This window comes from Filobacillus milosensis (assembly GCF_004402015.1).
Taxonomy (GTDB): Bacteria; Bacillota; Bacilli; order Bacillales; family Alkalibacillaceae; genus Filobacillus; species Filobacillus milosensis.
Genome location: NZ_SOPW01000001.1, coordinates 141,442 through 154,673, shown reverse-complemented (window position 1 = coordinate 154,673; position 13,232 = coordinate 141,442). Strand labels below are relative to the sequence as shown.

Below are 13,232 nucleotides of genomic sequence, written 5' to 3'. Positions count from 1 at the left end.
TCTTGGAGCGTCCAATTGGGGTTATTGATTCAGGTGTAGGTGGTTTAACTGTATTACATGAGCTAAAACGACAATTACCTAAAGAACAATTCATTTATTTAGGTGATACACTAAGGTGTCCGTATGGTTCAAAAGGAGAAGAAGAAGTAATTCAATATACTTGGGAAATGGTTAATTACTTAATGAAGTTTGACATTAAAATGTTGGTTATTGCATGTAATACTGCAACAGCATTAGTCCTCGAACAACTCAAACAAAATTTACCAATCCCTGTCATTGGAGTTATTGAACCGGGTGCCAGAGCAGCAATTAAAGCGACTCAATCTAATCATGTAGCTATTATTGGAACGGAAAACACGATTCATAGTCAAGCCTATGAGCATGCACTGATTCGCATCAAACCTAATATTGATACCACAGCAGTTGCGTGCCCAAAGTTTGTCCCGCTAATTGAAAGTGGTAACTTTGTTCTGGAAGAGGCTAAAGAGATTGTTGAAGAAAGCTTGGAGTTCATCAATCATTACCCTACAATTGACACATTAATTCTAGGGTGTACTCATTATCCAATTATTCAATCATTAATTGAAGAGGTAGTTGGTCCGAGAGTAACTGTATTATCTTCAGCGGTTGAAACAGGATTTGAAGTTAGTACGTTATTAACGTTTTATAATCTTTATCATGCTAATACAGAAGAAATCCATGAACCCGCAATATTTACAACGGGTAAATTGCATGTTTTTCAAAGACTAAAAGAAGACATTTTCCAGTTGAAAAATGCTTCTTTAAAACATATTACATTATCTTAAAGCCAATAACTTATACCTGGAACGTTATGAGGTATAAGTTTTTTTATGATATACTTTTGGTTGTGATTAGAATAGGATTAAAAGTATAGACTATTTATGCACTTATATCTTTTATTATTCAGGAGGGCATTTTATGCGTATTGACGGCCGCACAGCCGAACAATTAAGGAACATATCAATTACAACTAATTTCACTAAACATCCGGAAGGTTCTGTTTTAATTACTGTAGGGGATACGAAGGTCATCTGTAATGCAAGTGTGGAAGATCGTGTTCCTCCATTCATGCGTGGGCAAGGCAAAGGCTGGATCACTGCTGAATATGCCATGTTACCACGTGCAACTGAACAAAGAAACATTCGTGAATCCTCAAAAGGTAAAGTAGCAGGCCGTACAATGGAAATTCAACGATTAATTGGTAGAGCTTTAAGAGCTGTTATTGATTTAGACTTAATAGGTGAACGTACAATCTGGGTTGACTGTGACGTTATTCAAGCTGACGGAGGTACGAGAACCGCATCTATTACGGGAGCTTTTGTAGCTGTTAGTTTAGCATGTATTAAATTACTAGATGAAGAAAAGATTAATGAAATGCCAATTAAGCAGTTCCTAGCTGCTACTTCAGTGGGGATTTCTGAAGATGGAGAGGCAATTCTTGACTTATGTTATGAAGAGGATTCCACTGCAGCAGTTGATATGAATATTGTTATGACTGATCAAAATGAATTTGTAGAACTACAAGGTACAGGTGAAGAAGCAACTTTTTCACCTACTCAATTGAATGAACTTATTCAACTAGCGCAAAAAGGGTGTAATGATTTATTTGAGTATCAAAAACAAGCGATTGGTGAAAAAGCTGAGTTAATTGGTCAAGCTAAGGGAGAGTAAATAAATGAAACAAATCTATTTAGCGACAACAAACCAGGGGAAACTGAAAGAGTTTCAGGAAATGTTCCAATCACTTGATATAGAGATGGTTAGTTTAATGGGTGCATTTGATGACGTAGAAGATGTTGAAGAAACGGGAAGTACGTTTGAAGCAAATGCGCGACTAAAAGCAGAAACATATTGCAATCGATATAATGTGCCTGTAATGGCAGATGATTCAGGTCTAGCCGTTAATGTTTTAAATGGCGAACCAGGCATTTATTCTGCGAGATATGCAGGGTTAGACAAAAATGATGATGCAAACATAGAAAAGTTATTAAAAAATTTAGAAGGTGTAACTGAAAGGTCTGCTGCGTTTATTTCTGTAATAGCCTACGCTAAACCAGAAGAGGAAACGATCATAGCTGAAGGTCAATGTAAGGGTGAAATTACACAAGAGCGACGGGGAATTAATGGTTTTGGGTATGATCCAGTATTTATTCCTGAAGGTTATAACCAGACTATGGCTGAACTTGGACCTGATGTTAAAAACCAAATTAGTCATCGTAAGCTAGCATTAGATGCAATGATTAAGAAATTAGATTAATTTTTAGGGAGCTGGCGAAATTTTCCCCAGCTCTCTAAATAAATTGCTAAACATGTGTTGACATGTACGGGGTTACTTTTATATAATAATTCTTGTCCGCAACAGAAGTGAGAACATCATACATATCAGATTAGAATTGCGAATGAAAATATGTTAATATAGAATTTATCGGTTTAAACTGTTCACAACATAAGAAGCGTGTTATCATAAAAATCTATAAAATAATTAACATGCGGGTGTAGTGACGAGCAGAACTTCTACCGAAAAAGCTGCGAGTTGCCCCGAGCATTAACATCACTGAACCTGCTAGAAGATGCAGGGGCATAGTGGAAACAACATAAGAAGCGTGTTATCATTCAAAAATATAAGTAATTTAACATGCGGGTGTAGTTTAGTGGTAAAACCTCAGCCTTCCAAGCTGATGTCGTGGGTTCGATTCCCATCACCCGCTCCATTTTATGTCTTTTTATCATTTTTATATAATGTCCCAGTAGCTCAGCAGGATAGAGCAACAGCCTTCTAAGCTGTGGGTCGCAGGTTCGAATCCTGCCTGGGACGCCATTTTATTAATATTTTCAATTCCTTTAACCATAAGGAGTTGAACTTTTTATTTGAAAAACTAATTAAATAAAAATATGCCTCATTCCTTCAGTTTTAAGGAATGAGGCTTTTTATATGTTCAATTTCTATCCGATCATTAATTTAATTGTGTTTGGATCAATACCTCTTAGTCGAACTTCAGATTCTAATAGTACGATAAATGGCTGGTCTAGATTCAAATCAAGAGCTTTGACGTAAGTATCAATTAATTGGTCATTGCTTAAACGGTGCACTTGAATCAGCTCCTCTTCAATTAATTTGCCCTTACTTGTTTGAATTCCACCTTATTAAGGATATCAATGAGTTTGTGAAAGTAAGGTTTTACAATAAAATCTCGAGCGCCGTAGTTCAGAGCTTCAATAATTATGCTCTGAGCTCCCATTGAAGAACACATGATGACATTCGCGTATGGATCCGAACTTATTATCTCTTTTAACGCGAGTAAACCATCTTTCTTCTCCATGGTGATATCTAACAACACAATGTCGGGTTGATAGTTAACATAGCTTTCTACGGCTTCCTGACCGTTTGATGCTTCAGCCACTACAAGATATCCGTTTTGTTCGACTAGGTTTTTTAACCAGCATCTCATAAAACGTGAATCATCAGCGATAAGTACTTTTCTCATAACTATCAACCTTCTTTGTTGTATAGATTCCCAAAAATTTATTTATATAAACAAAAAAGGTCAGTCTCACCGAATTTTTTGAGACTAACCCACTTGTCTCATCTACTTCGGCGGCCCGGCGATCATAGTTTATACCTTAGACCCGTAGCTTTGCGTCCTTACTTTTCAGTAAGTTTGCCGTTATCGGAGATGAACCGACCTATTTGATTACGCCTATTGTACTATAGAATTCAATTAATGTGAAGTGCTTTAACTTTGTTATAATTATTCATAATTAATTCTGAACAGAAGGATGATTTAATTATGAAAGAACTTATCTCAAAAGCGTTAAGCAATGCTCGAGATTATTCAGAAATAAGAGACTTCCATTCTGTAAGTGGTGGCTCGATCAATCAAAGCTATTTTGTAAAGAGCGAAGAAAATCAATACTTTTTAAAGTATCACCCAAATCCACCACAAAATTTCTTTGAAATAGAAAAGCAAGGGTTAGAGCTTATTAGAAAAACAAAGACTATACGCGTCCCTGAAATTCATGCTTACTCAGACCATCAAGAAGAAGCTTATCTTTTACTTGAGTGGATTGACGGTGAATCTAATTCACAAACAGGGGCATTATTAGGTCAACAGATTGCCAAATTACATGAAAACTTGGGAGAAGGCCATGGGTATAGTTCACAAACCTTTATAGGTACACTACCTCAAAAAAACAAGCTATTTAATAGCTGGAAAAATTATTACTGTGATTATAGATTAAAAAGTCAATTAGAGTTAGGAATTGAAAAAGGAAGGATTCAAGGAAAACGACTAAAGAACTTGAACAAACTTATGAATCGTGTCGATGAATTTATTCCTAATAACATCAAACCATCTTACCTCCATGGTGATTTATGGGGAGGTAATTGGTTAGCGGGACAAAAAGGTTACCCATATGTTATTGATCCATCGTTTTTATTTGGAGACCGTCATTTTGATGTTGCATTTACAGAATTGTTTGGGGGATTTCCATCAACATTTTATGAAGCATATCAAGAAGTTTCTCCATTAGAGCACTATTATGAAGATGTGAAGGAGCTATACCAATTATTCTACCTTTTAGTTCATTTAAATATATTTGGTGAATCTTATGGTGGTTCGGTTGATCGAGTTTTAGATTATTATGTTGGGTGAAAATCACCTTGCAGAATGAGTATAAAATTGGTTAAATAAAATCGTGGATGTCCCAGTAGCTCAGGTGGATAGAGCAACGGCCTCCTAAGCCGTAGGTCGGGAGTTCGAATCTCTCCTGGGACGTATGTAAAAGCCCAGTCTATTATAGACCGGGCTTATTTTTTCTGGGGATATACTTGTATCATGCTAGTCATGATAAATATAAATACAATGAATAGCCCCAAAAAAATATATAAAGAATCAAAATTCAATATTTTAGATGCTAAATAAAAGAAAATCGGAAGCGTTAGAGCGTAAGAAGACATTTTCCATAATTGGTGATATGCCAATTTCCTTTTTAAGAGTTCCTTAATTAAATAAGCAAAACCTGCCAGTAATGTAATGGCTAATGTTGTAATAAAAATAGTCAAAGCCGGATACAAAAATACAACTTGAATAATCACAACATCTGGAATACTGCCTCGAGCACTTTTAACATCTAATACAAACTGAACTGCATCAGGCAAAAATAAAAGTAAAAATAAGATAATGATATAGACAAATGTATCGCGCATATTTATTCGATTTAATTTAAAGAGTGCGTCTTTTTTAGGTAATTGCAAACTGTATTTTAAGATATTTATTAGATTCACGGATCGATCCTCCGATTAGAAAAATAAAGCTAATTCATCTTCAATAGCTTTTTTAATTTTTTCTACAGCTTCTTCAGGTGTCTGACCAAATATACGCTTGCCATTAACAAGAGCATACGGCCTAACTGCGCAGAGTCCACAGAAGGAAAGGCAGCTATTTTCGATGACTGCTACCTCTGGATATTCCTCTTCAAGGATTTCTTCTAAATTGACCCGAGCGATTAAATTTCCATCACAAATCTCAACAACAACAAGTCCCATAGCTGCTTCCCTCCTTATAAATTTCTTTTCAAAATTATAATTTTAAAGCAAAAGGCTGTATATATCAATGATTTTATTGATTCCTCATACTTTTTGACTATGATTTTTTATTAATTGAGTGTGTAAATTAAATAATTTATGATGTATGATAAGGATACATAAGGCAAGTAATTTATACCAAGGGAGAGAGTAAAACAAATTACATATTAATGTTTTTAATTAGTTATAAATGGGTAAATTAAGTTAACGGAACAATTTTTAAACAGACGGGAAGGTTTTATTATGGATTATGAGCAACATGATGTGGTTATGTTCCCGGGATGGAGAAAAGAGTTAGAGGAAAAAAGCTTCGAAGCCGTCAAACATAAGAATTACGATGAAGCATTATTACATATTGAGAAATTAGAATCATTTAAAGAAGCTTCAAATGACATACTTACAGCAAAAGTTATTTGTATGATTGAACTTAGTCGTTATGATGAAGCGATTAGTCTTTGTCGCAAACTAATGCGTGAAGATGATGACAATTACTACAAATACTTACATATTTATTTGACGATTTTATTTCAAACAAGCCAATACACAGAAGTGGTTGACTTGTTGAACGAGATTAATGAAACTTCCTCTATCCCAAGGGATTATAAAGAACCATTTAAACAACTTTACGATATGAGTATTCAATTTCAAGATCAGGCCACTGAACAAGAATCTGAAAACCATATGAACCATTTTATGGATTCTTTAGAAAACGGTAATTTCCAAGAACAATGGAAGTTGTTGTCCTTTCATAGGAACCACCCTATTGGTCCTTATTTGAGTCAGTTGGTTCCATATTTAAGTGATGCTCAATTAAATCCTGTTATAAAGACTGGAATTTTACAATGGTGCATGGATGATCAAATTAGCGAGCCTATTGAAATCGAGAAATTTGGAGATATGGCTTGGTTTAAACCAACGGAGTTACCTGATGTATTGGATACTGAATTTTCTGTTGAGGTATTAAAGGTTCTTGAGGATGTAGAGCAATCAGATCCTACTCTTTATCAATTTACAAAACAAATACTTTATCGATACTTGTACATCAAGTTTCCATTTACCCCGAATCTGGAACTAAAAGAGGATGTTGCTGAGGCTGTACACTCATTAGCAAAAAGTTACATACAATTAGAAAGTGCGGATGAACAAACATACATATCAGATGAGATTATGAAGTGGATGAAGGAAATTGAACATTTAGAGAAGATCTATTTTTCTCAAATTGATGATTGACAATTTCCTAGTATTACATTATTGAATGGCGTCATTTCTATGTTATAATATAGTGGTTGCTTTATGCATGAACAGTGATGAACTGTGTTCGCTATCTATTAATATTGGAATAAAAAGAGTTTTTTGGAGGGAAGATTTATATGTCAGCAAAATGGGAAAAGAAAGAAGGCAATGAAGGTGTCTTAACGTTTGAAGTTGATACAGAAGAATTTGATAAAGCGTTAGACCAGGCTTTCAAAAAAGTAGTAAAGGATGTACAGGTACCTGGGTTCCGTAAAGGTAAAGTGCCTCGTTCTATCTTTGAAAAGCGCTTCGGTGTAGAATCACTATACCAGGATGCGATTGATATTGCATTACCAGATGCTTATATGAAAGCTGTAGAAGAAGCAGGTATAACTCCTGTAGATCGTCCAGATGTAGACATCGAGCAGTTAGAAAAAGGTAAGCCTGTTATTTTCACTGCAAATGTTACAGTTAAGCCTGAAGTTCAATTAGGTGAATATAAAGGTTTAGAAGTAGAAGAAAAAGATACAACAGTTACTGACGAAGATGTTGAAGCAGAATTAAAATCACTTCAAGAAAAACACGCTGAACTTGTTGTTAAAGAAGAAGGCGAAGTTGAAAATGGTGACACTGTTGTAATCGATTTTGAAGGTTTCTTAAATGGAGAAGCTTTTGAAGGTGGAGCTGCAGAAAACCATTCTCTAGAAATTGGTTCAGGTTCATTCATTCCAGGATTTGAAGAACAACTAGTTGGTAAGAAAGCAGGAGAAGACGTTGAAGTTAAAGTAACATTCCCTGAAGATTACCAAGCAGAGGAGCTAGCTGGTCAAGAAGCTACTTTCAAAGTTAAAATTCATGACATCAAAACAAAAGAACTACCTGAATTAGATGATGAATTTGCTAAAGACGTTGATGAAAATGTTGAAAGCTTAGATGAATTAAAGCAAAAAACACGTGAACGTTTAGAAGAAGAAAAGAAAAATGATGCCGACGTTGAAAAGCGTGAATCACTTGTAAATCAAGCAGCAGATAATTCTGAAGTTAATCTTCCACAAGCGATGGTTGATACAGAATTAGACCGCATGATGCAGGAATTCGAACAACGCCTACAAATGCAAGGTATGTCATTAGATATTTATGCTCAGTTTACTGGTCAAGATCAGGATGCTTTAAAAGAGCAAATGAAGGATGACGCTGAAAAACGCGTTCGTACTAACTTAACACTTGAAGCAATTTCTGAAGCGGAAAATCTAGAAGTTACAGAAGAAGATGTTCAGAAAGAGCTTGAAGAAATGGCTTCAATGTACAGCACTGATGTAGATAACTTAACTAAGATGTTAGGTGGTAATACTGATATGCTTAAGGACGACCTTAAGATGAAGAAAGCCATTGATTTCTTAGTTGAAGAAAGCAAAACTGTATAATAGATATTGTTGCAAGGCGCGTTACTGACGTGCCTTGTTTTTACACTATATAACTGCTTAATACTATGTTAAATGGTTAAAGTGAGGTAGAAACTTCGAATGGTTCCGATCAAATTTGCAAGTTTTTCTCACAATATAATTAATATAATCTATACATATTAAGAGTAACTTTTTTATAAGAATTAACATATGATGTTTATAAGTTTTTCTTTTGACTAATTTAATTTTGAAGTACATAATGAGAATTACGGAAGAGATTTCAACAAACAATAATATGACATCTTGATTAGATACAGATTATAAATTTTGACTTTTTATGGGGTGAAAGCATGTTTAAGTTTAACGAAGAAAAAGGGCAACTCAAATGCTCATTTTGTGGTAAAACACAAGATCAAGTTCGTAAATTAGTAGCTGGACCAGGCGTTTATATATGTGACGAATGTATTGACTTATGTACAGAAATTGTCGAAGAAGAATTAGGCTCAACTGAAACAGAAGAATTTAAAGAAGTACCTAAACCTAGAGAGATTTGCGATATCTTAGATGATTATGTAATCGGACAGGAAAAAGCTAAAAAATCTCTATCTGTAGCTGTATACAACCACTATAAGCGTATTAACTCTAATAATGTTAAAAATGATGATGTTGAACTGGCTAAAAGTAACATTCTATTACTGGGCCCAACAGGTAGTGGTAAAACATTATTAGCTCAAACTTTAGCTCGAATTCTTAATGTTCCATTCGCAATTGCAGATGCGACATCATTAACAGAAGCGGGTTATGTAGGTGAAGATGTTGAAAACATTTTGCTAAAATTAATTCAGGCAGCTGACTATGATGTTGAGAAAGCAGAAAAAGGTATTATTTACATTGATGAGATTGATAAAGTGGCACGTAAATCAGAAAACCCTTCGATTACTCGAGATGTTTCTGGCGAAGGTGTACAACAAGCCTTGCTTAAAATTTTAGAAGGTACACAGGCAAGTGTTCCGCCACAAGGTGGCAGAAAGCATCCTCATCAAGAATTCATTCAAATCGATACAACTAATGTGTTATTCATTGTTGGCGGGGCTTTTGATGGAATTGACTCCATTGTTAAGCGTCGTTTGGGTGAAAAAGTAATTGGTTTTGGTGCTGAAGCTAAAAATGCCGAAGTACAGGAACAAGACTTATTAACTAAAGTACTTCCTGAAGATTTACTTCGTTATGGTTTAATTCCTGAATTTATCGGGCGTTTACCGGTTATCGGAAGTCTTGAACAATTAGATGAAGATGCACTAGTTGAAATTCTAACGAAACCAAAGAATGCTTTAGTTAAACAGTATGAAAAGTTATTTGATATTGATGATGTTGAATTAGAATTTGAAGAAGACGCGTTACGTGAAATTTCTAATAAAGCTATTGAACGAAAAACGGGAGCACGTGGTTTACGTTCAATCATTGAAGGAATCATGTTAGATGTAATGTTTGAACTACCTTCACGTGATGATATTGAGAAATGTATTATTACTGCAGAAACCGTCAAGCAAACTAATGGTCGACCAAAGTTAGTGATGAAAGATGGTTCTGTCATTGATGAAAATGAAGAAGAACCTAAAGAGAGTGCTTAAGAACAATTTTAGATAGGCTCTGCAATAAACTCGCCATCTTGGCGAGTTTATTTATTTCAGCTCGATTTATCAGTATAAGTGTGTCTAATCATTTAATTTTTATATACTTAAGCCAAGTTCGTATATAATAAGAGTGGTATTTCAATAAAGTAAGAGCATCAGAACAATTTACAAGCATTAGGATATTCTATATCATATAATTACGGAAAAATTTGGAGGTGTTCATCATTGGGAAATGATAAAAAAGAAATCCCCCTCCTACCATTGCGTGGCGTTGTTGTTTATCCATCAATGGTTATGCATTTAGACGTAGGAAGAGATCAATCAGTTAAAGCGTTAGAACAAGCAATGGTTAATGACCACCATATTTTATTAGCCACTCAACGAGAGACATCTTTAGATACACCTTCTAAAGATGATGTATATAATACTGGAACAGTCGCACACATTAAACAAATGGTTAAATTACCAAACGGTACGAGAAGGATTTTAGTTGAAGGCCTCCATCGTGCTGAGGTTGATTCATTTATAAATGATGAAGCGTTTTTTACTGTGTCTTACAATGAGCTAGAAGAAGAACATGGTGATGACATTGAAGAACAAGCTATGATGCGCATGCTCGTGAACGATTTTTACGAGTTTACAAAAGTATCAAAAAAATTGAATCAAGAAACATTTGATTCAATTAAAGATATTGATGATTCTGGACGCTTAGCAGACATGGTCAGCTCTCATTTATCATTAAAAATCCAGCAAAAACAAAGAATTCTTGAGATTGTTTATGTACCAGAGCGTTTAGATTACATCATGCAGATCATTAACAATGAAAAAGAAGTTCTTTCTATGGAAAAAAAGATTGGACAACGTGTTAAACGTTCTATGGAACGAACTCAACGTGAGTACTATTTAAGAGAGCAACTAAAAGCGATTCAAAAAGAATTAGGCGATAAAGATGGAAAAACTGGAGAAGTCGCCGAATTAAAAAAGAAAATTAAAGATGCCAATATGCCAGAGCGAATCGAGAATGTGGCGTATAAGGAATTAGATCGATATGAAAAAGTACCTCAGACTTCGGCAGAAAGTTCTGTGATACGTAATTATATTGAATGGTTAGTTACAATACCTTGGACAGATGAAACAACAGATAACCTTCAGATTAAACGTGCTGAGAAAATTTTAAATGAAGATCATTATGGTTTAGATAAAGTAAAAGAACGTATTTTAGAATACTTATCAGTTCAAAAATTAACTCAATCATTAAAAGGGCCAATTCTCTGTTTAGTCGGCCCTCCTGGTGTTGGTAAGACATCGTTAGCCAAGTCAATTGCTCGTGCGATTGATCGGAATTTTGTACGGATGTCTCTTGGTGGGGTGCGAGATGAAGCTGAGATTAGAGGGCACCGTCGTACTTATGTAGGAGCAATGCCAGGGCGAATTATTCAAGGTATGAAAAAAGCTGAAACGATCAACCCTGTTTTCCTGTTAGATGAAATTGATAAAATGGCAAGTGATTTTAGAGGTGATCCTTCTTCAGCAATGCTTGAAGTTCTTGACCCTGAACAAAATCACTCATATAGTGATCACTTTATTGAGGAACCATATGACTTATCTAAAGTGATGTTCATAGCTACAGCCAATAACTTATCAACTATTCCAGGACCCTTATTAGATCGTATGGAAGTCATCACCATTGCCGGTTATACGGAAGTAGAAAAGCTTCATATTTCTAAACAACACTTATTACCTAGACAGCTTAAGGAAAATGGACTTGAAAAAGGTCATCTTCAAATTAGAGATGAAGCCATTCTAAAATTAATAAGAATGTATACACGTGAAGCAGGTGTACGTAATCTAGAAAGACAATTCGCTTCGATTTGTCGTAAAGCAGCTAAAATTATCGTTTCCGAAGAGCAAAAGCGTGTAGTAGTGACTGAGATACGTTTAGAAGAATTGTTAGGTAAACCACGTTTCCGATATGGACAAGCAGAAACAAATCACCAAGTAGGAGCTGCAACGGGATTAGCCTATACTCAAGCTGGCGGGGACACTTTATCTATTGAAGTCTCATTAGCTAAAGGCACTGGTAAACTTACTCTTACTGGTAAGTTAGGCGACGTCATGAAAGAGTCGGCCCAGGCTGCATTTAGTTACATTCGCTCTCGAACTGATGAATTAAATATTGAACCTGATTTCTACGAAAAGTTCGATGTCCACATTCACGTCCCAGAAGGTGCGACACCAAAAGATGGCCCTTCAGCAGGTATAACCATGGCAACAGCTCTAATTTCGGCATTAACGGGGCGTCCTGTTAATAAAGAAGTAGGTATGACTGGAGAAATTACACTGCGCGGTCGTGTATTACCTATTGGTGGCTTAAAAGAAAAATCATTAAGTGCCCATCGAGCTGGTTTAACAAAAATTATAATACCTTCAGAGAATGAAAAAGATTTAGAAGATATTCCTGAAAGTATACGAGAAGGTCTAACTTTCATTAAAGTTAATCACCTTGATGAAGTTTTAGAACATGCTTTATTAAAAGAGTGAACTTTTGATTAGACCAAGATTCAGAGGAGAATTATTATGAAAGTAAATCAAGCTGCAATTGTAATCAGCGCGGTTAGTAAGAAACAATATCCAACAGAAGGTTTCCCAGAAATTGCATTAGCCGGTCGGTCTAATGTTGGTAAATCCTCTTTTATTAATCGGATGATTCAGCGAAAAAGCTTAGCAAGGACTTCATCTAAACCAGGAAAAACTCAAACGTTGAACTTCTATAAAATTAATGAATCATTTTATTTTGTAGATGTACCAGGATACGGTTATGCAAAAGTCTCGAAGAAAGAGCGTGAAGCTTGGGGTCGTATGATGGAGGAATATTTCCAGGAAAGAGATACGCTTGAAGCTACGGTTCTTCTAATTGATATGAGGCATCCACCAACTGAGGATGATATTATCATGTACGACTTTTTAAAACATTTTGATATTCCTGTTCTAATAGTTGCAACAAAGATGGATAAAGTAAAAAAAGCTAAGAGAGATAAACATATTAAGATTATTAAAGAAGCATTAGATATAGAGCCAGAAGATGATTTAGTTACTTTTTCTGCAGAAACAGGAGAAGGAAAAGACGAAGCTTGGAGTAAACTAAGTCGTTTTCTATAGAGAAAAAGCTGATCCAAATACATTAATGGATCAGCTTTTTTCTAAATGTATTAGTAATGAACTTTTGGCTATGTTAAAGTTTAGTGTTGATTCTTCGACGTAGATTGAGTTGTTGAATTGTGATAAGCGAAGGTGGCGACTCCTGTGGGAATGGCACGAGCTGAAGATCCACTTTGAAAAGAAAAAGGAGTTTTCTTT

The 13,232-nt window shown here is 35.2% G+C and carries 13 protein-coding genes, 3 tRNA genes and 1 riboswitch; of the genes, 12 read left to right on the top strand and 4 right to left on the bottom strand.

Annotation, left to right across the window (positions count from 1 at the left end; translation table 11 throughout):
* The first annotated feature begins 2 nt into the window (after positions 1-2).
* From racE to E3U55_RS00790, 5 genes are all read left to right on the top strand, one after another.
* On the top strand, positions 3-806 hold the full coding sequence (gene racE, locus E3U55_RS00810; protein WP_134338423.1) for a glutamate racemase: 804 nt from the start codon (positions 3-5) through the stop codon (positions 804-806).
* Between the two features lie 133 nt (positions 807-939).
* Positions 940-1,692 (top strand): ribonuclease PH, encoded by a 753-nt coding sequence (rph, locus tag E3U55_RS00805; RefSeq protein WP_134338422.1) that lies wholly within the window; start codon positions 940-942, stop codon positions 1,690-1,692.
* Positions 1,693-1,696: 4 nt separating this feature from the next.
* Positions 1,697-2,278, top strand: coding sequence for an XTP/dITP diphosphatase (locus E3U55_RS00800; RefSeq protein WP_134338421.1), 582 nt, complete (start codon positions 1,697-1,699; stop codon positions 2,276-2,278).
* Between the two features lie 380 nt (positions 2,279-2,658).
* A tRNA-Gly gene (locus E3U55_RS00795) sits at positions 2,659-2,732 on the top strand.
* 30 nt (positions 2,733-2,762) lie between these two features.
* Positions 2,763-2,839, top strand: a tRNA-Arg gene (locus tag E3U55_RS00790).
* 125 nt (positions 2,840-2,964) lie between these two features.
* Here the strand turns inward: E3U55_RS00790 and sda are convergent.
* Both sda and E3U55_RS00780 read right to left on the bottom strand, forming a co-directional pair.
* A complete protein-coding gene (gene sda, locus E3U55_RS00785) occupies positions 2,965-3,111 on the bottom strand; it encodes a sporulation histidine kinase inhibitor Sda (protein WP_134338420.1) in 147 nt (48 codons plus the stop codon).
* Positions 3,112-3,131: 20 nt separating this feature from the next.
* Positions 3,132-3,506 carry a response regulator gene (locus E3U55_RS00780; RefSeq protein WP_134338419.1) on the bottom strand — a complete coding sequence of 125 codons (375 nt, stop codon included), beginning with the start codon at positions 3,504-3,506 and terminating at the stop codon, positions 3,132-3,134.
* A gap of 106 nt (positions 3,507-3,612) precedes the next feature.
* Positions 3,613-3,695, bottom strand: a riboswitch (cyclic di-GMP riboswitch).
* Between the two features lie 114 nt (positions 3,696-3,809).
* On the opposite strand from E3U55_RS00780, the gene E3U55_RS00775 reads away from it, so the two are divergent.
* Together E3U55_RS00775 and E3U55_RS00770 are read left to right on the top strand one after the other, a co-directional pair.
* Complete coding sequence (locus E3U55_RS00775) at positions 3,810-4,673, top strand: fructosamine kinase family protein (RefSeq protein ID WP_134338418.1); 864 nt, start codon at positions 3,810-3,812, stop codon at positions 4,671-4,673.
* A gap of 49 nt (positions 4,674-4,722) precedes the next feature.
* Positions 4,723-4,796, top strand: a tRNA-Arg gene (locus E3U55_RS00770).
* 32 nt (positions 4,797-4,828) lie between these two features.
* Here the strand turns inward: E3U55_RS00770 and E3U55_RS00765 are convergent.
* The gene (locus tag E3U55_RS00765) at positions 4,829-5,305 is read right to left on the bottom strand and encodes a DUF1189 family protein (RefSeq protein ID WP_134338417.1); all 477 of its coding nucleotides are present in this window, start codon (positions 5,303-5,305) and stop codon (positions 4,829-4,831) included.
* A gap of 15 nt (positions 5,306-5,320) precedes the next feature.
* Positions 5,321-5,566 (bottom strand): DUF1450 domain-containing protein, encoded by a 246-nt coding sequence (locus tag E3U55_RS00760; protein ID WP_134338416.1) that lies wholly within the window; start codon positions 5,564-5,566, stop codon positions 5,321-5,323.
* 282 nt (positions 5,567-5,848) lie between these two features.
* Between E3U55_RS00760 and E3U55_RS00755 the strand changes: the two genes are divergently transcribed.
* The 5 genes from E3U55_RS00755 (at position 5,849) to yihA (ending at position 13,034) form a co-directional block, all read left to right on the top strand.
* Positions 5,849-6,835 carry a tetratricopeptide repeat protein gene (locus tag E3U55_RS00755; RefSeq protein ID WP_134338415.1) on the top strand — a complete coding sequence of 329 codons (987 nt, stop codon included), beginning with the start codon at positions 5,849-5,851 and terminating at the stop codon, positions 6,833-6,835.
* A 140-nt stretch (positions 6,836-6,975) separates the two neighbouring features.
* Positions 6,976-8,262: a trigger factor gene (tig, locus tag E3U55_RS00750; protein WP_134338414.1), complete on the top strand. Its 1,287-nt coding sequence runs from the start codon at positions 6,976-6,978 to the stop codon at positions 8,260-8,262.
* Between the two features lie 329 nt (positions 8,263-8,591).
* A complete protein-coding gene (clpX, locus tag E3U55_RS00745) occupies positions 8,592-9,872 on the top strand; it encodes an ATP-dependent protease ATP-binding subunit ClpX (RefSeq protein ID WP_134338413.1) in 1,281 nt (426 codons plus the stop codon).
* Positions 9,873-10,163: 291 nt separating this feature from the next.
* A complete protein-coding gene (lon, locus tag E3U55_RS00740) occupies positions 10,164-12,416 on the top strand; it encodes an endopeptidase La (protein ID WP_407644088.1) in 2,253 nt (750 codons plus the stop codon).
* Between the two features lie 36 nt (positions 12,417-12,452).
* Positions 12,453-13,034 carry a ribosome biogenesis GTP-binding protein YihA/YsxC gene (gene yihA, locus E3U55_RS00735; RefSeq protein WP_134338411.1) on the top strand — a complete coding sequence of 194 codons (582 nt, stop codon included), beginning with the start codon at positions 12,453-12,455 and terminating at the stop codon, positions 13,032-13,034.
* The last annotated feature ends 198 nt before the right edge of the window (positions 13,035-13,232 follow it).

What these genes read in the sequence shown, in the direction of transcription:
- rph (WP_134338422.1), top strand. Translation starts at nt 940, where the DNA reads ATGCGTATTGACGGCCGCACAGCCGAACAATTAAGGAACATATCAATT.
- E3U55_RS00800 (WP_134338421.1), top strand. Translation starts at nt 1,697, where the DNA reads ATGAAACAAATCTATTTAGCGACAACAAACCAGGGGAAACTGAAAGAG.
- E3U55_RS00780 (WP_134338419.1), bottom strand. Translation starts at nt 3,506, where the DNA reads ATGAGAAAAGTACTTATCGCTGATGATTCACGTTTTATGAGATGCTGG.
- E3U55_RS00775 (WP_134338418.1), top strand. Translation starts at nt 3,810, where the DNA reads ATGAAAGAACTTATCTCAAAAGCGTTAAGCAATGCTCGAGATTATTCA.
- E3U55_RS00760 (WP_134338416.1), bottom strand. Translation starts at nt 5,566, where the DNA reads ATGGGACTTGTTGTTGTTGAGATTTGTGATGGAAATTTAATCGCTCGG.
- E3U55_RS00755 (WP_134338415.1), top strand. Translation starts at nt 5,849, where the DNA reads ATGGATTATGAGCAACATGATGTGGTTATGTTCCCGGGATGGAGAAAA.
- tig (WP_134338414.1), top strand. Translation starts at nt 6,976, where the DNA reads ATGTCAGCAAAATGGGAAAAGAAAGAAGGCAATGAAGGTGTCTTAACG.
- clpX (WP_134338413.1), top strand. Translation starts at nt 8,592, where the DNA reads ATGTTTAAGTTTAACGAAGAAAAAGGGCAACTCAAATGCTCATTTTGT.
- lon (WP_407644088.1), top strand. Translation starts at nt 10,164, where the DNA reads ATGGTTATGCATTTAGACGTAGGAAGAGATCAATCAGTTAAAGCGTTA.
- yihA (WP_134338411.1), top strand. Translation starts at nt 12,453, where the DNA reads ATGAAAGTAAATCAAGCTGCAATTGTAATCAGCGCGGTTAGTAAGAAA.